The sequence below is a fragment of the Caldicellulosiruptor morganii genome (assembly GCF_026810225.1).
Lineage (GTDB): Bacteria > Bacillota > Thermoanaerobacteria > Caldicellulosiruptorales > Caldicellulosiruptoraceae > Caldicellulosiruptor > Caldicellulosiruptor morganii.
In genome coordinates this window covers 469,541-490,465 of the sequence record NZ_CP113865.1, presented here as the reverse complement: position 1 = coordinate 490,465, position 20,925 = coordinate 469,541, and the positions used below count along the sequence as shown (strand labels likewise).

The 20,925-nt window shown below is 38.8% G+C and carries 16 protein-coding genes and 1 tRNA gene; 9 read left to right on the top strand and 8 right to left on the bottom strand.

The features are described 5' to 3' along the window. Positions 1-531 precede the first annotated feature (531 nt). Together OTK00_RS02320 and OTK00_RS02315 are read right to left on the bottom strand one after the other, a co-directional pair. Positions 532-5,322: a carbohydrate binding domain-containing protein gene (locus tag OTK00_RS02320; RefSeq protein ID WP_052670951.1), complete on the bottom strand. Its 4,791-nt coding sequence runs from the start codon at positions 5,320-5,322 to the stop codon at positions 532-534. Positions 5,323-5,497: 175 nt separating this feature from the next. Next, positions 5,498-6,532 (bottom strand): SLAC1 family transporter, encoded by a 1,035-nt coding sequence (locus OTK00_RS02315; RefSeq protein ID WP_045170400.1) that lies wholly within the window; start codon positions 6,530-6,532, stop codon positions 5,498-5,500. 156 nt (positions 6,533-6,688) lie between these two features. On the opposite strand from OTK00_RS02315, the gene OTK00_RS02310 reads away from it, so the two are divergent. The 5 genes from OTK00_RS02310 to OTK00_RS02290 all read left to right on the top strand — a co-directional run bounded on the left by OTK00_RS02310 (position 6,689) and on the right by OTK00_RS02290 (position 11,286). Beyond that, a complete protein-coding gene (locus OTK00_RS02310) occupies positions 6,689-7,486 on the top strand; it encodes an alpha/beta hydrolase (protein ID WP_045170401.1) in 798 nt (265 codons plus the stop codon). 48 nt (positions 7,487-7,534) lie between these two features. Then, on the top strand, positions 7,535-8,677 hold the full coding sequence (locus tag OTK00_RS02305; RefSeq protein WP_045170402.1) for a TIM barrel protein: 1,143 nt from the start codon (positions 7,535-7,537) through the stop codon (positions 8,675-8,677). A 220-nt stretch (positions 8,678-8,897) separates the two neighbouring features. Further along, positions 8,898-10,133 carry an LL-diaminopimelate aminotransferase gene (locus OTK00_RS02300; protein ID WP_045170403.1) on the top strand — a complete coding sequence of 412 codons (1,236 nt, stop codon included), beginning with the start codon at positions 8,898-8,900 and terminating at the stop codon, positions 10,131-10,133. A 16-nt stretch (positions 10,134-10,149) separates the two neighbouring features. Further along, positions 10,150-10,470: a heavy metal-binding domain-containing protein gene (locus tag OTK00_RS02295; RefSeq protein WP_045170404.1), complete on the top strand. Its 321-nt coding sequence runs from the start codon at positions 10,150-10,152 to the stop codon at positions 10,468-10,470. Between the two features lie 27 nt (positions 10,471-10,497). After that, a complete protein-coding gene (locus OTK00_RS02290; RefSeq protein ID WP_045170405.1) occupies positions 10,498-11,286 on the top strand; it encodes a type III pantothenate kinase in 789 nt (262 codons plus the stop codon). 165 nt (positions 11,287-11,451) lie between these two features. On the opposite strand, the gene OTK00_RS02285 is transcribed toward OTK00_RS02290, so the two are convergent. Further along, complete coding sequence (locus OTK00_RS02285) at positions 11,452-12,348, bottom strand: DUF2156 domain-containing protein (protein ID WP_045170406.1); 897 nt, start codon at positions 12,346-12,348, stop codon at positions 11,452-11,454. A gap of 97 nt (positions 12,349-12,445) precedes the next feature. Here OTK00_RS02285 and OTK00_RS02280 point away from each other — a divergent pair, with 97 nt between their 5' ends. Continuing rightward, positions 12,446-12,952: a hypothetical protein gene (locus tag OTK00_RS02280; protein ID WP_045170407.1), complete on the top strand. Its 507-nt coding sequence runs from the start codon at positions 12,446-12,448 to the stop codon at positions 12,950-12,952. Beyond that, complete coding sequence (locus OTK00_RS02275; RefSeq protein ID WP_045170408.1) at positions 12,939-13,814, top strand: sensor histidine kinase; 876 nt, start codon at positions 12,939-12,941, stop codon at positions 13,812-13,814. The genes OTK00_RS02280 and OTK00_RS02275 overlap by 14 nt, the downstream gene beginning before the upstream one ends. 68 nt (positions 13,815-13,882) lie before the next feature. On the opposite strand, the gene OTK00_RS02270 is transcribed toward OTK00_RS02275, so the two are convergent. The 4 genes from OTK00_RS02270 to OTK00_RS02255 all read right to left on the bottom strand — a co-directional run bounded on the left by OTK00_RS02270 (position 13,883) and on the right by OTK00_RS02255 (position 17,200). After that, positions 13,883-13,974, bottom strand: a tRNA-Ser gene (locus OTK00_RS02270). 50 nt (positions 13,975-14,024) lie between these two features. After that, positions 14,025-14,999, bottom strand: a complete 975-nt coding sequence (locus tag OTK00_RS02265) for a zinc-dependent alcohol dehydrogenase family protein (RefSeq protein ID WP_045170409.1) — start codon at positions 14,997-14,999, stop codon at positions 14,025-14,027. Positions 15,000-15,068: 69 nt separating this feature from the next. Next, positions 15,069-15,962 (bottom strand): glycoside hydrolase family 130 protein, encoded by an 894-nt coding sequence (locus OTK00_RS02260; protein ID WP_045170536.1) that lies wholly within the window; start codon positions 15,960-15,962, stop codon positions 15,069-15,071. 209 nt (positions 15,963-16,171) lie between these two features. Next, positions 16,172-17,200: a ubiquitin-like domain-containing protein gene (locus OTK00_RS02255; protein ID WP_045170410.1), complete on the bottom strand. Its 1,029-nt coding sequence runs from the start codon at positions 17,198-17,200 to the stop codon at positions 16,172-16,174. Between the two features lie 293 nt (positions 17,201-17,493). On the opposite strand from OTK00_RS02255, the gene OTK00_RS02250 reads away from it, so the two are divergent. Further along, on the top strand, positions 17,494-18,099 hold the full coding sequence (locus OTK00_RS02250) for a DedA family protein (protein WP_045170411.1): 606 nt from the start codon (positions 17,494-17,496) through the stop codon (positions 18,097-18,099). A 19-nt stretch (positions 18,100-18,118) separates the two neighbouring features. Here the strand turns inward: OTK00_RS02250 and OTK00_RS02245 are convergent, their stop codons facing one another. Beyond that, positions 18,119-19,789 (bottom strand): FAD-dependent oxidoreductase, encoded by a 1,671-nt coding sequence (locus OTK00_RS02245; protein WP_045170412.1) that lies wholly within the window; start codon positions 19,787-19,789, stop codon positions 18,119-18,121. A gap of 198 nt (positions 19,790-19,987) precedes the next feature. Here OTK00_RS02245 and OTK00_RS02240 point away from each other — a divergent pair, with 198 nt between their 5' ends. Further along, complete coding sequence (locus tag OTK00_RS02240; RefSeq protein WP_045170413.1) at positions 19,988-20,878, top strand: hypothetical protein; 891 nt, start codon at positions 19,988-19,990, stop codon at positions 20,876-20,878. The last annotated feature ends 47 nt before the right edge of the window (positions 20,879-20,925 follow it).

The window sequence follows — 20,925 nt, the reverse complement described above, 5'->3', positions numbered from 1 at the left end:
CTATTATCCCTATAAACTATAGATGCTCAAAACCAAATTCAACCTCGCCTACTTCCGACCCAAATATTCTTTGATTTCTCCAGAAGGTGTGACCTTTTTGTAATAAGAAGAGCAACCCTTTTATCAGTGAAGGCTTTTGTAATAGTAAAAACGCTTGCTACGTATCAAGTGGCGTTGCCCTTGCTCTCAAATTAAAGATGGTAAACGCTTTTGCAACTGCCCTCATCCCTGTACTTCTTCTAAGTCTGGTAGGATGTTTTATACCTACCCGGACTCTGACCTGCGCAACTTCCCTGGCATAGACAGAAATTCTAATGGCATCTGTAAATACTCTTACCTAACATTTGCCTTGTTCTTTATTACTTCATTTTCCATTTTATTGCTCACATTTTCATCTGTTTTGCAAATGCCTAGGATATTTTTGTTTATATTTTGATTCTCACCAAGAAGGAGGTCTTTATACTTTACACAAAATTGTTTAAACTCTCGAAAAAGGAGCCGACCTTTTTTGGTCAGCTCCTCTTCTTCAGGCTACTTTTTTATGCTGTTCAAAGCTCTAAAGAGCAGTGTCAGCAGCTCTGCTCTTGTAATTGTGTTCTGTGGTCTGAATGTTCCATCTGGATATCCTTTGACAATTCCAAGTTTGTATGCTTTAGCAAGATATTCAACGTCAATTGATGACTGTTCATACAAATCGCTGAATTCAATATCCGCAGGTTCAACATTTATTCCTGAATTTTCTAATACCTTCATAATTATTGCAACAGCCTGGATTCGTGTCAGCGGTTTATTAGCATCATCAACCTCTGCAATAATCTCATTATCAAGCAGTGCTTTAACAGCTGAAGCTGCCCAATCAGGGACATTGGCAGGTTTACCAGCATCCTTTGGTTGAACTTCAAATGCTCTCTGAACAATCACAGCTGCTTCAGCAAGTGTCACATTCTTTGCAGGTCTTAATGTCATATCGTTGTAGCCCACAACTAAACCGGATGTTACTGCCTGCTTAAATGTGTCATATGCCCAGTGAGTTTTTGTTACATCTTTATAAACATCTTCCAATCTTGCAGCAACTATAATAATTGTACCTTCTTTTGGAGTATTTACTATCATTTTGTTTGCCTCTTTCTTTACAGGTACAATAGAGGTTTTATTTGTATCATCTATAACAAACGCAAATGGAATTTTATCATCTTTGAAGGAAATCGGATCAACTTTTATTTCAACTGGTACAGCTTTTACAAGTTCACCATTCTCAACATCAATCTTTACAGCAGGTGCAATTGTCACACCAAAGCCTATATCAGCACTTACCTTCTCAACTTTTTCAACTTTAACAGTAGCATTTTTGTTCGTTACAGCATTTGGTGAAATAACAACTTTTATGTCCTGCCCCAGGGCTACAGTTGCTGGCTTGTCAGCTTCAAGTTTTACAATTGCCTGGTTTTGAGTAGCTGACACCTCTGTTTTTTGCTGTTGCTGCGGTGCTGTCTGCGTCTGCTGAGTTTGTTGCTGTTGTTGTGTTTGTTGCTGCTGAGCGGTTTGCTGCTGCGACGGAACCGGTGTTGCTGGTATTATAACAGTTGTTACTGTCGTTGATGTTGAAGGCGGTGTTGATGGCTGCTGTGTGGTTGGTTGCTGTACAGGCGCAGCAACAAGCTCCAAGCAACCGAATTTGGTTGTGTCTCTCCAATTGTTGCCGACTTTATCATTCCAGGTCAATACCCCTACTCTTCTGCCTGTATGGTCAGCATCATTGACCTGAATATCAAAACCTATAACCATTCCTTCGGAGAGTTTAGTTGTCCTCATATAAACCTGGGCTTCAACAATATACCCATTTGGAATTATTTTTGTTGCTGTGATAAAGTTCTTAGCATCACCATTTGTTCCAAATGTCTGAGTATTTTCATAGTTTACTCTGTACTGAACATCATCGTCTTCATAGTAAGGCGTCTTATGGTTGTTTTCATCAATAAATATCTCAATAGAATCCTGTTCCCAGGGATTTGTGTTTGCCTTGTTCAAAAGTGGATCATAGACAACTGCATATACATAGATGCAATTCTCATCCCACATCATCCTTGCTTTTGCATATGCTGAGTCATATACTGTGCCTGTTACTGTTACTTTTGTGTCAGTTACTATCTCCTGTGCATTTTTCCATGCATCATCCAATTCTGCGTCGATCTTTGGCGTTCCCTTCGGTGCTGAAGCAAATTTTACGCTGTCTGCCATTGTTAAAATTCCATAATTATCTGTTTCAAAATATTGTGAGTTTGTTCTATCATTCCAGCTGTACTGTTGCCCATTATCAATTACAGCAATATCAAAACCAATATTTGTGTTAACTGCTAAACTGTTGTTTAAAAGCAGCTTAACCTCCATTGTATATCCATTTAATTGCTGCAACACTACATAATCTTTTACATGGCCAGTTCTGGATTCATTCTTTGTGCCATTTCTCGAAATTGAAACCCAGAAGTCATCATCTTTTAACTCTGGCAACTTTCCATTGTCCTGATCAATGAAAATTACAACCCTATCATTGTTAGCATCCACACTTGAATCATTTACAGTGACATAAAGACAAAGCTCATTGCCACTCCACAGTGCCCTTACCTGAGCAATATCCTGTCCTGCATCGTTCAAAATCGAAAGCGGAATGGTTCCTTTGTATTCTTTATCCATAATCCCATCAATTCTTGGCTGTGCATTGTTCGCATATCCTTTATTTATAGCAACAGGCAGCACCGAAGGTTCTACAATAGCCCAGTAATTGTATTTTGCCTGGTAGTTACTATCAAATAGCAGTGGCCAGTTATTTCTATCTTTTGACAGCCATGAATAATCATCTTTGAGACCCCAAAGTGTAACATTTGTGATTCTGTCGCTGTGGCGCTTTAACATTTCAAACAGCTCTTTGAATTTTAAAGCCTGTTTAATCATAATATCCTGTGGTAATGTGTCATATCGCTGACTGCTACTTGTATATACACTGATATCAAGCTCTGTTATTTGAATTTGAAGACCCGGTATTGTGCTGAACAAATTGATTGTATCTTCTATTTCTTTGACTGTAGGCGAATCCACATTAATATGTCCCTGCAGACCAACACCATCAATGAGACCTCTATCATGCAAAGCTTTGACCATGTTGTAAATAAACTGCCTCTTCTTTGGATTTTCAGTGCTGTAATCGTTGTAGAAAAGTTTTGCGTCCGGGTCAGCTTTCCGTGCATACTGGAATGCCAGGATTATATACTCTGGTATTCCGCCTGTTTCCGGAGTTGGTCCTAAAATTCTGTACCATTCACTTCTCCTATATCCATCCGGTTGATTTTCATCAATTGCTTCATTTACAACATCCCATGCATAAACTTTCCCTGCATATCTTCCGACAAGTGTCTGAATGTGTGTCTTTAACCTATCTCTTAAAAGCTGCTTATCATCAGGGTTGTTTGGATCAAGTGGCGAACCGTCAGAGTGCTGGAAAAACCAATCTGGAGTTTGTTGATGCCAAACCAGTGTATGTCCTCTTATTCCAATATTATTGCTCTGTGCAAAGTCAACATACTGGTCTGCAACATCGAAATTGAACTGCCCTTCTGTTCTTTGTATAGCATCGGGCTTCATCTCATTTTCAGCAGTAATACTGTTGAAATGCTTTAAAACCATTGCTCTTTCTACCGGGTTTTGGAGCACTCTATATGGTATTGCAACACCAATTGAAAAGTACTGGCTGTATTGCTGGCAAAGTGATGGAATCTCCCACTCTGGCTCTTTTGCCGCAGCAGGTATTGTAACCGGGTTTTTGTCTATTACAGTAAAGTCGTCAAGGTAAAAGTCAAGTGTTGCATTTGGCGATTCCACATAGAATATGAGCTGGGTTGCTGTCTGTGGTACTGTATATGAACCAGAAACTTCTGTCCAAACCCCAGATGGAACTGTTTGCTGCCATTTTATGGTATCATAATTTGTACTATCATCCGCATTCTTCCTCTGCATTGTAAGGGTTATCTTTTGGTCACTTCCACTGTTCTGATATACCCATATGCTGAATTGATAATCCTTCCCCTTCTCAAGCAGGTTTGTCATGTCTATCTGTGCGCCCTGCCATGTATCAGCCCTTCCCAATACATACAAACTCCTACTACCTGAATGTGCAACTGTATCAACTACAGAAATTTGAGCATCAGAACCCGTTCCCCTTGCCTGCCAGCCTTCAGTGCTACCACTTTCAAAATTGCAAGACTTAACCAAACCCGGATTTACAACAGGTGGGTTTTTGTCTATTACAGTAAAGTCGTCAAGGTAAAAGTCAAGTGTTGCATTTGGCGATTCCACATAGAATATGAGCTGGGTTGCTGTCTGTGGTACTGTATATGAACCAGAAACTTCTGTCCAAACCCCAGATGGAACTGTTTGCTGCCATTTTATGGTATCATAATTTGTACTATCATCCGCATTCTTCCTCTGCATTGTAAGGGTTATCTTTTGGTCACTTCCACTGTTCTGATATACCCATATGCTGAATTGATAATCCTTCCCCTTCTCAAGCAGGTTTGTCATGTCTATCTGTGCGCCCTGCCATGTATCAGCCCTTCCCAATACATACAAACTCCTACTACCTGAATGTGCAACTGTATCAACTACAGAAATTTGAGCATCAGAACCCGTTCCCCTTGCCTGCCAGCCATCAGTGCTACCGCTTTCAAAATTGCAAGACTTAACCAGCCCGGACGATGCCGGTTGAGCAGATGTCAATATTATATTGTCTGCGTAAAATTCAAGTGATCTGTTTGAAGGAACGCATACGAGAAGTTTTACACTCTGGATGGGATTTGATGTTGTGATTGTAAACTTGCCAAATATCTGTTTCCAGTACTGTGGCATAACCACCTTATCAGCTACCTTTATATACCTTTCTCCGCTGCTATCTTTCACATATGCATAAACTGAAAATCTCTGCGGTTTTACATCATTGTGATAAACAAACAATGACACAGTGTACATAGTATTTACCGAAACACTTGATGTAACATCAACAATTGCTCCATCCCATGCAGCAGTTCTACCAGAAACTTTTAAAGAATAATCGCCCTCATAAGCCATCCTGTAAACTGTCTCAACAGTTGTGCTATTCCCCCTTGGACCCCAGCCCTGAGTTGTACCATTTTCAAAATCGAACTTTACATAACTGGCTGCAGGATTTTGCTGGTCTGCCCTGGCACTTTGATATGAAAATGGACTTAACGATGGGGCTATAATGCTGATTAAAAACACAAACAGAACAATCAAAGCTACAAACTTCCTTTTCATCTAAGTATCCTTCCCTCCTTGATTTGAAATTTGAAAACGGTTTGTAAAAAATATAAAATAAAAATGGGGGAAGATAAACACCAAAAACTTGACTAATTTCCCCCTTAAATTTGACAAATTTTATTGACTTTAATCCCTGATAATTAAGCACTCTCACTAAAAACACCAGATGTTCTTACCTTGTCAGAAGCTTTTTATTGGCTACATTGATAATTGTTAGAATGAAATTAATGATCCAAACAGCAAATAGTATCCATACAGAAATCTTAGAAAACACATTCAAAAAATTAAAATGCAAAGACATATTTATTTTTATGCTTGCCAGAACATATATACCAACAGGGAATACAAACGCCCAGTAAGCAAGACTGAATGGAAGCTTTTTATTAATGTAAATAATCAGTAAAATTATCAGAGAAATTAAAATCCATGCACCAAAGCCCCAGAGGAAATATGAAATAATGTCAAAAACAAAACCATCTGATAGTATTTTTAAATTTTTGAAGCTATTTTCCAAACCCTGCAGGGCTACAATTGAGGCACCCACAGGTGCAAGCAAGATAAACATTGTTGGAAAATGGGATCTTTCAATTGGCTCATACAGAAGAAATCTTCCCTTGATTACAGGCAAATATGCTAAAAACAGCATAAATCCCAGCCCAAACATAGCCGAGTTAATAAAGACAACCAAACTCTGATAGCTTTCTGAAATCGCATTTCTATTTACAAGCTCATTGCCGAGGATTGTAACTATCAAATTCCCGACAGGTGGCATAAAATAGGCAAAATTTAGAGCATAGTTTGGAATTTCTGTATGAGACAGGTGAACAATAAAAGTCATAACCGAAAATACAGTCATAAGAAGTAGCCCTGCAATATATGAAAATACAGCAAAACTTTGTGAAAACTGCCTTCCAAAGTATTCCTGATTTATGATCACATTTGCCCCCAGAATCAAAAGAGAAATTGGCATTGTCGCAAAGTAATTTGATATTAGCGGATTTTTAATATCCTTCACAACACCATCAAATGCCACAAACCATCTTACAAGCCAGATGGCAAATATAATTATAAAAAATACAAAATTGAGAAGAGCCGCAATATACGAAAGTCTTTTAAAACCAATAGCCATGAAGAGATTTGCCATTATGCCTGTACCCATACAAACAACAAACCACGAGGGATAAAAGTTTTTAATTATACTTTTCATTGAACGCTCACCTCTTGATAATTTTATAAGAATATGCTTATATTATAACAGACAGATCTTGTTTTTTCAATTATAAAAAAATACTTTGCAAAAATAAATTTTAATGGTATGATTATTTTGTAATATTTTAGTTGATAAAAGGGTGAAAACGGGTTCATGATTCCTTTGTGGCAGGATAACATCCCACTTTATGATGATCAACATGCTTTTGTTCCATACTTAGAGCCATATTTGATTGAAAATGGCACCCAAAACCCATGTATAATTGTTTTTCCAGGCGGTGGATACACACACAGAGCAGAACATGAAGCTATCCCGGTTGCAAAGTGGCTGAACAGCATTGGAATCTCAGCATTTGTTCTGCACTACAGAGTTTCACCCTACAGATACCCTGCTGCTTCTTTTGATGCAAAAAGAGCTGTAAGACTTGTAAGATACAGCGCAAAAAGTTTCAATATTGACCCAAAAAGGATTGGTGTTCTGGGATTTTCAGCCGGCGGGCACTTGGCTTCAATTGTCGGAACACTCTTTGATGAAGGTGACAGAAAGAATCCCGACCCTGTTGAAAGAGTGTCATGTCGACCGGATTGCATGGTCCTGTGCTACCCGGTAATCAGCATGGCAGAGTTTGCACATGAGGGTTCCAGAAAAGCTCTTTTAGGGCAATCCCCTGATCCGGCTTTAATCTGGACACTCTCTACCCACAACATGGTAACAGGCTCCACACCGCCAACCTTTTTGTGGCACACAGCTGACGATGGCTCTGTCCGGGTTGAAAATTCTCTTTTATTTGCCATGGCTCTGAGCAAGCACAATGTGCCTTTTGAACTTCACATATTTCCACATGGAAAACATGGACTTGGCCTTGCCAGGGGCATACCCTTTGTTGAAAAGTGGACAGAGCTGTGTGAAAAGTGGCTTGAGAATATTGGCTTTATCAAAAAGCCAAACTAAAAAAGGTGGTAATTAAAAATTCACATAGAAAAAGGGAGGTTTTGGACTATGCTTGAAAACACAGGTTATCAAATGAAGAGAAGAAGTATTGAAGAGTTGATTCAACATTTAAAAACATTTGAACTTGACCTGAAATTTTCTGTAGGAATCTGGTACTTTTCTGATCATCCAAGCAGATTCCATGCACCACTTGGTGAGAAAAAGACAATTGAAGAAAGACTTGAAATTATAGCAAAACTGAAAGACTACGGTGTTTGTGCTGTGGAGGCTCACTATCCGAACGAAATCAACGAAGACAACCTGGACCTCTACAAAAAGTTCTCAAAGGACACGGGCATAAAAATTCTGTCGGTGATTCCAAATCTGTTTTACGAAAGCGATTTCGAATTTTCTTCACTTGCATCACCTATTGAAGAGGTAAGAAAAAAGGCTATAGAGAGATTAAAAACATCTTTGATGCTCAACAAAGAGCTTGATTGTGAATTCTGTATTATCTGGCCCGGCGGAGATGGCTATGAAAACCAGTTCGGAATTGACTTTATCAGGATGAGAGACAGATTCGCTGAAGGCATTGCAGAGGCAATGGATGCTGTGCCGGGCGTAAAGGTTGCAATAGAGCCAAAACCATACGAGCCAAGAGGAAGAATCATTTATGGTCTTACCGGCGAAGGCATACTTCTTGCACAAAAGGTTGAAAAATTGCTGCAAAACCCGGAAAACAAGAAGATTTTGGAGAATGACTCTCTGGTAGGTCTCAATCCTGAGGTTGGTCATGTTCTGATGGGATTTGAAGACTTAGCTTATGCATTTTCTCTTGCACTTGAGTATGGTAAGCTTTACCATACACACTGGAACAGCCAGCCACTCGGAAATTACGACCAGGACTTAAACGTTGGTGTTATCTCACCTGAGCAGGCAGAGGCAGCACTTTATGTTATGAAGATGTATGGCTACAGAGGATACTTTGGAATTGATATAAATCCTGAGAGAATGCCGGTTGAAAGAGCTGTTATAAACTCAATTGATGCAATAAGGGCAATGAATGACAGAATCAACAACCTGCCACATGAGGATATAATCGCATGCACAGAAAAACCACACAAGAACAGAGGTCTTTTAGAGGCAATACTAATAAGAGCAAGGTCAAACAATCCATCAATTCTTTCACCTATGCCTAAGGTTGAAAGATAACTTTGAGCAGATATTGTTCCTGTAGAATCTCCGGCTGCAAGGGAAAGATTTCTCTTGCAGCTTTTTATTTCTATAAATAAACTTTTATGTAATTAATTTTTATAAACTTTTGCTTGATTTTCATTTGCATAATCATTAACATAGAAATAAGCAGGATTTTTAAAACAATGATAATGTTTTTTAAAATTGCATATTTCATAAAGGAGGCGGGTTTTAAAAAATGGAAAGTTTTGTACAAAATATGTTTGCTGAGAGAATTGGTGGAAGCAAATTTGGCAAAGAAACAGTGCTGTATAAATTTGAGAAAATTAAAAGAGCAAAAGCCAAGGCAAAAGAGCTTCATCCGGATATGGAGCTAATTGATATGGGTGTTGGTGAGCCCGATGAGAAGGCTGACATGGGTATAATTGGCACACTGGCATATGAAGCCGGAAAGGACGAAAACAGAGGATATGCCGACAATGGAATCTATGAGTTCAAAGTGGCAGCTGCAAAGTATTTAGAAAGAGTGTATGGAGTAAAAGGCATAAATCCGGATACAGAAGTAAACCATGCAATCGGTTCAAAGTCTGCTCTGGCGCTTTTGCCATATGCATTTATAAACCCCGGTGATGTGACTATCATGACAGTACCGGGCTATCCTGTGCTTGGCACAATTACAAAGTGGCTGGGTGGAGAGGTTTACAATGTTCCGCTTTTAAAAGAAAATGGCTTTTTGCCTGACCTGTCTTCAATCCCGGAGGATATCAGAAAAAGAGCAAAGCTAATGTATTTGAATTATCCAAACAACCCCTGCGGTGCTGTTGCAACAAAGGAATTTTTTGAAGAGGTTGTTGAATTTGCTGCAAAGAACAATATCATAGTGGTACATGACGCCGCATATGCAGCCCTTGTGTTTGACGGCTACAAACCTTTGTCTTTCCTATCTGTTGACGGTGCAAAAGAGGTGGGTGTTGAGATCCACTCACTTTCCAAAGCATACAACATGACCGGCTGGAGGCTTGCTTTTGTTGCCGGAAACGAACTTGTGGTAAAGGCATTCGCCGCTGTCAAGGACAACAACGACTCTGGTCAGTTCAAGGCAATCCAGAAAGCAGGAATATACGCTTTAGAGCATCCTGAGATCACCGAGAAAATAAATGAAAAATATTCACGCCGCCATGACCTTTTAGTAAAGACGTTAAGAGAACTCGGATTTGATGCACAAAAGCCAAAAGGGTCATTCTACCTGTATGTTGAGATCCCAAAAGGAATAAAAGGCGGAAGAAGATTTGAAAGTGCTGAGGAGTTTTCCGAATACCTAATAACAGAAAAGTGTATATCAACTGTGCCGTGGGATGATGCAGGGCATTTTGTAAGATTTTCTGTCACATTTGAGGCAAAAACGCCGGAGGACGAAATCAGAGTAATGGAAGAGCTCAAAAAGAGACTTTCGGATATTGAGTTTGAATTTTAAGGAGGTATTTTAAACAATGATAATTACAACAACCCCTTCAATTGAAGGCAAGAAAATTGTGGACTACAAAGGAATTGTGAGCAGCGAGGTCATTGTTGGTATAAACCTTGTAAAGGACTTTATTGCATCCATTACAGACTTATTTGGTGGACGGTCCGGTACCTATGAAAACGAGCTAATCAGGGCAAGAGAGGAAGCTTTGCAGGAACTTCAAAACAGGGCTGCTTTGCTTGGAGCAAATGCAGTTGTGGGAATTGACATAGACTATGAAGTCCTGGGTGCCAAGGGCAGCATGCTTATGGTATCTGTAACCGGCACTGCTGTTGTGGTAGAATAAAAATTTGAAATCAAGGTGAAATTTGAAATGAAAGACAAGCTTCTGGTTGTTGATATTGGCAATACAAACATTGTTTTTGGAGTTTACAGAGGAAAAGACCTGCTTGCAAGCTACAGGATGAAGACAGACAAGGAAAAGGCTGCAGATGAGTTTGGAATCCTGATGACACAGATGCTCGGCTACAATGGAATTTTAGCCAATGAGATTATGGATGTGATAATCTCATCGGTTGTGCCACCAATAATGTATTCATTTGAAAGGGCTGTGCAAAAGTATTTTGGGTGCACACCAATTGTTGTTGGACCGGGAATCAAGACCGGACTTAATATCAAAACCGAAAATCCAAAAGAAGTTGGCTCAGACAGGATTGTAAATGCAGTTGCGGTAAATGAACTCTACGGTGGACCCGCAGTCATAATTGATTTTGGCACTGCAACAACATTTTGTGCTCTTTCTGCAAAGTCAGAATACTTAGGCGGGGCAATAGCGCCGGGTATTAAAATCTCGGCAGAGGCACTTTTTTCTCATGCAAGCCGACTTCACAGAATAGAACTTCAAAAGCCACCAGCAGTAATCGGAAAAAATACAGTCCATGCAATGCAGTCAGGTATTATCTATGGATACGTGGGACTTGTTGACTTTATGGTAAACAAAATCAGGGAAGAGATGAACGAAATGGACGCAAAAGTTATAGCAACCGGAGGGCTTGCAAGGCTCATTGCCCAGGAATCAAAAACAATCCAGATTGTAAATCCCATATTGACCTTAGAGGGCCTGAGAATAATATACTACAAAAACAAACAGCTGAGTGTGTGAAAACTAAAAAGGGGCTGTCCAAAAGTTAATTGGATAGTCCCCTTTTTATGATGTATAGTTTACAACTTATTTAATTTTTTTATTGCTGAGTGAAATTTTAAAATTTTGTTTTTGGACAGCCTCTTTTTTAAATTTCTAACATTCTGTTAAAGCCTTTTGTTGGTGTTAATCAAAAAGCACTGTATATTTCTCGGCAAACCTGCATGGATGATAAGACATCTTTGCTTTTCTTATACCTTCCCTACCCAGGTCCTCTTCTCTGTTGACAAATTCAAAGTCCTGCCAGAACTCCGCCAGAAATTTATTGTTAATAAAAGTATAAAGCCCTTCTATGTCCGGGTCAGCCTTTTCAATGTGAATAACCACTGTATTCTGATTCAGAGGCTCACCAAAAGTAAATGCTTTTATTTTCCCATCAATAAAAATTACCATGCCCTGATATGAAAGCTTATCAAAAAACCTTATGGCTTTTTTAATAGCCAGCTTCTCGAATGTAAGCCCAATATCATCCTTCCCGTTTCTCTTTTCATACCATTCACACTCAAAATCCCAGCAAAGCCTGACAATTTCATCATCAATCCTTTTCCACTCATAACTTTCGCCATAGAGTCGCAGGAACTTGTTTATATGGTTCTTTTTTGCATGGTACTTTTTGCCTCTCAGCTGAACCAGATCGTCAACCCTGTAGACATAGTCAGATAGGTCTCTTTCAAACACGCTTTCAAATTTCATACCGCATTGAGTCAGCATATCGATGGTCTTTCTGGATGCTCTTTTTATCATGAACTTATAACCATTATCTTCAAAGTACCTCTTTGCTTTTTCAATCACATTTGGAAGTTTATCAATATTATTTCCAACAGGGCCATGTAAAAACGGTGGCTGATTGTATGGCTTTGCCATGATTAATAAAAATTCATCTTCCTCTGAAAAGTTAATATCGTAAAAAGGGTCCCACATAAAGAGGTTTGTAAACGTCAGGTCAGCAATCTCCGGTTGAAAAGCTTTAAAATACTCTTCAAAAATTCTTTTGTGAGAAATATCTATCTTGTAAAACTTCATGCTTTTACCCCCATATCGATACAAAAATTTTGAATAAAGTTCAAATAAAATATATAATATTCATATAGAATACTTTGTAAAGCAGAGGATTCAAAAAATGATGGCATACATAGTGCTTTATCCACTCTATTTTCTGAAAGTGTTTTTCCTTGTAAGCTTGATTTTGAGTCTTTTTGGTATATCCTATAGCTCCAAAAAGATACTGGTGGTAAGTTTTATACAGGCACTGTGGGATACTATTGTGTTCAACAATGGTATTAATCTGATGCTTGGTTTAATCCTTATGACCATTTGCCTCATACTTTTATATATCTTATATCTAAAACTTCTACCCTTATATGGTATCATTCTGGGGTTGATTTCGCAATCACTATGTCTTGCGCTGAAGTTTGGTGGATATTCAATAATCAGCACCATAGCTTATAATCTGTCAATTACACCATCTGTCCTAATCTGCGACATCATTACGCTGATAATAGAAATAACAATCATGAGTATCATGCTGCTGGTTGTCAGAAATAAGAAATATTTTCTCTGTGATATCTGTAAACTCCTTTTAACTACATCTGAAAAAAGGAATGAAGCCGGTTATGAAGAAAAATGAACAGACAAAGTTCTGGCTTGCGGTGCTTTTTCTACTACTTCTGATTATATTCCTGCTCATATACTCAATCTATTTTATCAACACAGAACTTATAAAACACATTAAAATTCCTTTGTGGCAGAGAATACTTGTTGTGTATTCATTTACTCTGCTTGCAATTTTGAATCTATTTACTGTTAAGATTCTCTTTTCGGCAATCAGCATACTCAAGGCAACCCTGATTTATAAAGACAATATAAAATCGCTTGACAATTTTATAAATATCCTGAGAGCTCAGCGGCATGAATTCAACAACCATCTACAGATAATCTGGGGACTAATCTGTGTTGGAAAATACGATGACGCTGCACATTATATCGAACAAATCAGCGAAAATTTGAAAAGTACTTCAAAGTTTTACGGGCTCGGGTGTGCAGAGCTCTCAGCTTTGATATTTGCAAAAAGTTCTCTGGCTCAAAAATACGATATAAATTTTGAGTTTCATTCCAGCGTAGATTTTAGCAATCTAAGGTTTGACTCGATGGACCTCATAAATATCTGCGGTAACCTGATTGACAACGCTTTTTATTATGCTGCGTGCTCACTTTCAAAATATGTGCTCTTTGAAATAAATGACACAGGCAGTCAAATTGAAATTGTCATTACAAACTCGGGTTCATACATTGAGGACTGCAAAAAAGAAAAGATATTTGAGTTTGGATATTCAACAAAAAATTCAACCGGATTAGGTCTTTTCATTGTAAAGTCCACGGTTGAAAAATACAGCGGGCAGATTGAGGTCTTTTCAGAGTACAAAAACTACGATAAACATGAAAAAGAAGGATACACAACATTCAGGGTAATTCTGCCCAAAAAAATATAACCTCTTCTTTTGCTTGTTGAAGAGGTTATATTTTTATCTTTAAACTCTTCACTTATTTGCCTTTAAAATGGCGGAGAAGGAGGGACTCGAACCCTCGCGCCGGTTTTACCCGACCTACGCCCTTAGCAGGGGCGCCTCTTCACCACTTGAGTACTTCTCCGTGTAACTTAAAACTTACATCTTTTATTATAACCTAAATATTTTTTCCCGTCAAGGCTGAACAATCACTTTCAGCTGTCTTTCATATTTTCCACTCAGAGCCTGAAAAAGCTCTCCCAGTGAAATCCTATGAGTTATCAGATGCTTTAAATTAATCTTTTTGCTTTCAAGAAGTTCAACTGCAAGCCTTTGCGTAAACGGATTTACAAACGACCAGTAAACCCTTGCCTCTTTTCTGAACATCTCAAAAGGCTTTATAAAAACCTCTGTTCTCGGAGACGGAACAGAAAATACAAGCAGCTGACCACCTTTTTCAAGCTTTTCAAACGCCATTTCAATGCTCTCTTTTGTCCCCGCACATTCAATCACAATGTCAAATTTAGAATCATCATTGGCATCAATTATATCTTTTATACCCTGAGCTCTGGCTACCTCTTTTCTGAATTCTTCTATCTCATACCCGTAGATTTTATCAACACCATGCAATTTCAAAATTTCAAGCATGGTAAGCCCAATCGGACCAAGACCAATTATCAGTACCTTATCGGTGGCTTTCAACTCAAGTTTTTCAATTCCATGGAGGCAGCACGCAAGGGGCTCTGCCAGTGCTGCCTCCTCAAAGCTTATATCCTCAAACAATATCGCCTGCTTTTCAGGAACCACAGCATATTCTGCAAAGCCACCGTTTAGATTCACACCCAGTGCCAATAAGTTTTCACAGAGTTGAACCTTTCCACTTCTACAGAATTTGCACACTCCACAGTAAATATTCGGGTCAATGCTCACCTTGTTGCCTACTCTAAAGAGCAAACTCTTTGTCTCAACCACTTCCCCGCAAAACTCATGCCCCAGAATAACAGGGGGCGTGACTTTTGCAGAACCTTCCGCACCATTGAATATATGCACATCTGTTCCACATATTCCACATGCCCTGACTCTTACCAGAATTTCGCCTTCCCTTAGCACCGGCAATTCCATTTCCTCTACCCTTAAATCCCTTTGACCGTAAAATACTGCTGCCTTCACTTTTTCACCCTTCTTTTTCAACCAGGGATATTTTCTATCTTTGAGTTTAACACTTTTTACCCCAATTTTTCAATCGAATTTTATCCTTTCTTTGTTGAACTTTGCAACTCCAATCACAGTATCCGCTCCACCATAATATACCCAGACCTCATCGCCAACCTCTGCATGACCGCAGCTAAAAACCACATTTGGTATGTATCCATTAACTTCCCATGAAAGCTCCGGTTCCAATATTGGCTCAGAAAACCTTGATAATACTTTTGTGGGGTCTTTGGGGTCAAGCAGCACAGCACCCAGCCTGTACACATTTTTATTGTCAGCTGCATGGTATATGACAAGCCATCCAAACCTGACCCTGATTGGCGGTCCTGCAACGCCTATTCGGTTGCTCTCCCATGAATTTTCTCTCACTGTAAGTATCTGCACATGGTCCGTCCAGTGAATCAGATCATCTGAAAATGCAAGCCACATGTTGGGATATCTCCTGTGGAACATCACAAACCTGCCATTTATTTTCTCGGGGAAAAGAGCTGCGTCCTTGTTGGGTTCATCAAGCGCAACTCCTATTCTTTCCCATTTTATTAAGTTGCTGGACTTTGCAATCATTATCCTGAAATCGCCATCATATCTTCCACCAAAGCCGGTATAAGTCATGTAAAATGTCCCGTCAATCTCAACAATCCTCGGATCCTCTATTCCCCTTCTCTCCTGGTCATTTTCAGCCACCATAACAGGCCTGTCAAATCTGTAAAAGTTAATACCGTCTGTTGAAACTGCATATCCAATTGTTGAGACATACTCTCCATAATCCCGGTGAGGCGGAATATTGGTGGCTCTGTACATCAGATGAAATAGCCCTCTGTGATATATAGCAGCTGCGTTGAAAACCGCTGCTCTTTCCCATTCATTCTCTTTTTTAGGTCTTAGCACAGGCTTGTCTGTCACTCTCTGAAGCTTAAACATAAAAGTATCTTGCGCCCCCTTTTGTCTTTCAATAAAAAATTCTCTTCTGGATTTTTCATCACATAATTTTAATTGAACTTTTGAAAATTGCAATTGAAAAAAATCCTGTCCATAAGACCAGCTTTTTTGAAAATTGCTCTGTAGCATAAAGAACAATAAAAAGCCCCCTTTTTTGTCAAGGAGGCATAGAATATTTTATAAAGTAGTTTTCAGTTTGCAAGCACATAAACTTTTACACGTCGCACACCAAATTTGTACGCATCCTTTTCAACAAATACGTCAATCCTGTTGCCTTTTATTGCCGAACCTGTGTCAAGAGCGGTTGCAAATCCATACCCCTCAACATAAAGCCTTGTGCCAAGTGGAATCACACGCGGGTCAACCGCAACAACACCACGTCTAACCCTGTGCCCTGTTGCGGTTCTGCCATAGTCAGGATGACCAGGCTTTTTCCCTGTGTCGCTTGGTGAAAGAGTATATGCTGTTGCAATCATAGTGTAGACCTTTTTGTATCTTACAATTTCACCTCTTGAGGTCTTGAACCACTTTACTGCTCCAACTTCAACAATTCTTGGCTTTGGACTTTTTACTATCTTCTGAGCTATCAGCTTTCTTTCAATCTCTTTCCCATCTTCCACAACAACCCTGTATGTTTTCTCAAGCACTCCATTCTGACCCTGCTGAACAACCTTTTGTTTACCATAATCCATACTGTAATTTGTCTTTGTTATTGTAGAAAATGGTATGCTTTGTTTTTCAACTATTACCTTCTCACTTACGCGTGTAATTTTTATCACAGTGGGTTTGTCCAGAATCTGGGACAGTGGTAAATTTACTTTGTCTGCTTTTCCAAGCGTTATGCCCGCTTTTTTGATAGCATCTTCAACTGTACCAGCCGGGATATATATCACCTTTTCACTGCCATCCGCCAGAATCTTTACTTCAAAAGCTCTTTTTATAACAATTTTAGTATCCTCGTCAATTTTTGAGTCCAGAGCAGGGCTAACATAATCATCCCCGGTCACATTAATTCCATTTTCTTCTAAAACTTCCCTTACTGTTGACTTGATTGTTTTATAATAAAAGGTCTTCCCGTCGATTGTCACACTTACCTCTTTTATCAGTGCCTGTGCTGTCATTGCGCCAAGCAGGATGGACAGGACAAATACAATGACAAAGGCAAGGATAAGCTTCTTTATGTCCCCTGGCTTTGCCACAAGGCACCTGAGAATATTCATAATCAACCTCCCATAAAATGGAATTTTTTTCTTCAAAACTTCTCTGTTATTTTAATTTAAAAAAATTTTTTTGTCAAATAACATGAAAAGTCAAGAAATTTTCTTGACTTTCACATCTTTCTTATTAGAATTTTGTACCTTTTGCCCACATATTATACATAAATTTTATTAAGTTTTACTCAATAACTTCTCCATTCACACTTTGAACTTTTAATTTTCTCTGTTTATTCTATCAAAACAGGACTAAAATAGATATATGAAAAGACTCTTTTAAAAGAGAGATGATGTAAATAATGATTGGTTTTTTGAAATATCTTGTTTATGAATACACTGCTGCAGGAATATTTCTGATTCTGTTGATTGAAGGGCTTGGAATACCTTTCCCAACCCAGATAGCTTATCTTGGTGCGGTTGCACTTTTAAATCTCAAAAAATACAGTCCCTTTGCACTTATTATGCTAATTTCTCTTGGAAACCTGTGTGGAAATCTTATTATCAATCTGCTTTTGAGAACCGGCAGAAATTCAATTGTAAATTTCTTTGAAAAATTGCTGAAAATAAAGAAAGAAACTCTGAGCTCTGTCAACAATTTTTTTGTAAAGTATGGAATATTTGCTGTCCCGGTTGCAAGAATAATTGGCATACCGCGCACACCTATTATTTTCCTGGCAGGAATTAGCAAGATGAACTTTTACGAATATGCAATCTCATCGTTTATCGGTGATACAATCTGGGCTACCTTTTATGTATATTTCTACTGGTACGGATTTAACTTCTTTAGCTTTTTGTACAAAAAAGATATGAGACTCTTCTGGGCTGCAATTTGTGCTGTGGCTGCTCTGGTAGCACTTGTATGGGCAATCTTTTTTAAATTATTGGCAAAAAAGAAAAAGGTGTAAGGTCTATTTGCCTCACACCCTACTCTTCATCCACTTCAAGAAGTTCTGGAAGGGTTACATTTGATATTCCACCAGAAAGATTGTATACCTTTCTAAACCCGTTTTGCTGCAAAATATTCTGTGCTATGTTTGAACTAACACCGCTGTTACAGTATACAATTATTGGCTTATCTTTTGGAAGCTGGTTCATATTTTGATATATCATTTCAAGCGGAATGTTGATTGCGCCCTTTATATGTTTCTTCTGATACTGCTCAGGTGTTCTCACATCAAGCACAATAAAATCTTCACCGTTTTTCATCTTCTGAAGAAGCTTTTCCTGTGTGCAGTTAAACTTTTTCCTATCAAGGAAGTTTGACATAACCATGCCAACATAGTGAATTGGATCCTTTGCAGATGAAAATGGTGGTGCATATGCCAAATCAAGCTGAAATAGGTCATCTGCCGTAAGCCCCGAATATATGGCAGTTGCAAGAACATCAATTCTCTTGTCAACACCTTTTGTCCCGACAATCTGCGCACCTATGATTTTGCGCGAGCTCAGTTCACAAAGTGCCTTTATGGTCATCTTCTCAGCACCGGGAAAAGCCTGGGTTATATGTGGCTTTGTTATATGCCCGACCTCATATTCAATACCATCCTGCTCTGCCATCTTTTCTGTATATCCCGTTTGCGCAACTGTCAGATCAAACACCCTGAAAATAGATGTAGCCAGAATCCCGTTGAACTTAAGACTCCCACCTGTTGCGTTTTCTCCTGCAATTCTGCCCATCTTATTGGCTGTTGAGCCAAGGGGTACATACATGGTTCTGCCATTTAGCTTGAAATACACAGCGGCACAGTCGCCTGCTGCAAAGATACCTTCTATGTTTGTTCGCATATACTCATCAACCTTTATGGCACCATTTTGTAAAAGCTGGATGCCAGAGTCTTTCAAAAACTCTGTATTTGGCTTAACACCAACAGAAATCAAAACAATGTCACACAAAACCTTTGTGCCGTCACTTAAAACTGCTTCTTTGTTGAAGCCTGCGCTTTCTCTTATCTCAACTACAGATGTGCCTTTTTTGATTTCTATTCCTTTTTGCAAAAGATATTCCTCAACAAGCCTTGCCATATCACTGTCAAGATTTGGCAGTATATTATCCTGTTTTTCAACAATCAAAACCTTAAGACCCAAGGCAGAAAATGCCTCTGCCATCTCAAGTCCTATATACCCACCACCTACAATCAGGGCTTTTTCAGGTTTTTTTACTTCAATATACTCTTTTATTCTATCAGCATCCTTTACATTTCTGAGAACAAACACCCCATCTAAATTCACACCTTTAACAGGTGGTAAAACAGCTCTTGCCCCTGTTGCGATTATGAGCCTGTCAAACCTGTCTTCAAAGCTGACACCTGTTAACAGGTCTTTTACTACAACCGACTTTGTTTTGGTGTCCACTTTCAATACTTCATGGTTTGTTTTCACATCCACATTGAACTTTTTAAAATACTCAGCATCCCTTGGAACAATGCTTTTTCTGTCCTTTATAACACCTGAAATATAATAAGCCAGTGAACAGCCAGAATATGATATGTCTGTGTCCCTGTCGTATACAACAATCTCGGCTTTATCATCGTTTCGCCTTATCTTCATTGCAGCTGTCATCCCGCCTGCAACAGCCCCAATTACAATATATCTCATTTTTTGAGCCACTCCTTTTAGAAAATTTTAATATTCAAATTTAATATACCCTTTTAAATCGAAGTGTAAAATCCATTTGATTGTAAAATTTTACCTTAAAAATATTTTTACAATTTTGCAACAGAAAACACCAATTTGTGTGGGATAATATTAATTGAAAGAAGCCAAATCTAAACAAAATGCAAAGAGGTGATGGGCGTGAAAAAATTTAAAGTCATCGTCGGAGCTGTGTTAATTATAGCTCTGATCTTGAGTATGAGCCTTGCATTTGCAGGTGGAAGCAAAGCAGTAAAACCAGCCACTTTAAAAGCTTCCCTGACAAAGCTCTGTTTTGGCGGGCAGGGCAAAGGCTTTGGTGTTGACTTAAATATTGGCAGCGTCATTGAAAGCATCCTGGGAATGAAGAAAGAGGACATTCAAAAACAAATCCAGAGCGGAAAGACATTTTTAGACATTCTAAAAGACAAAGGCCTGACGCTGGATCAGTTCAAATCAAAGCTTCTGGATGCACTCTACAGCAAGATTGACCAGGCTGTTAAAGATGGCAGGATTACAGGTGATACTGCAAATATTCTAAAGCAAAATCTCAAACAAAAACTTGACAGCTGGGATGGAAAAACTCCATTTTTCGGATTTAAAGCTTCTGGCAGAGGCTTTGGAAAGGGATTTTTCGGGCTTGACATGATGAATGACATTGCAAATGTGCTTGGTATGACAAAGGACCAGCTTTTGAGCGAACTTCAAAGTGGAAAGACTTTGCAGGATATTCTAAAGGCAAAGAATATATCAGAGCAGGATTTCAAAAACAGGTTAATTGCACTTGAAAACTCGCAAATAGACAAACTTGTGACAGATGGCAAAATAACAAAAGACCAGGCTACTTTGATGAAAGAAGCCATTAAAAACAAAATTACAAACTGGGATCTGTCAAAAGGATTTGGCAAAAGAGGCTTTAAAGGTTCTGGTAAAATGGGACCTGGCAGAATGCATGGATTTGGAAAGATGTTCAGAGGATTTGGAAACAAGCAAAACTTAAACCAGAATACCAACACCAATACAAATATCCTTCCACAGAACCTAACTTTTTAAAATACTAAACAAAAACGGTCCGGGGAAACAGGTTAATTTTCCCCGGA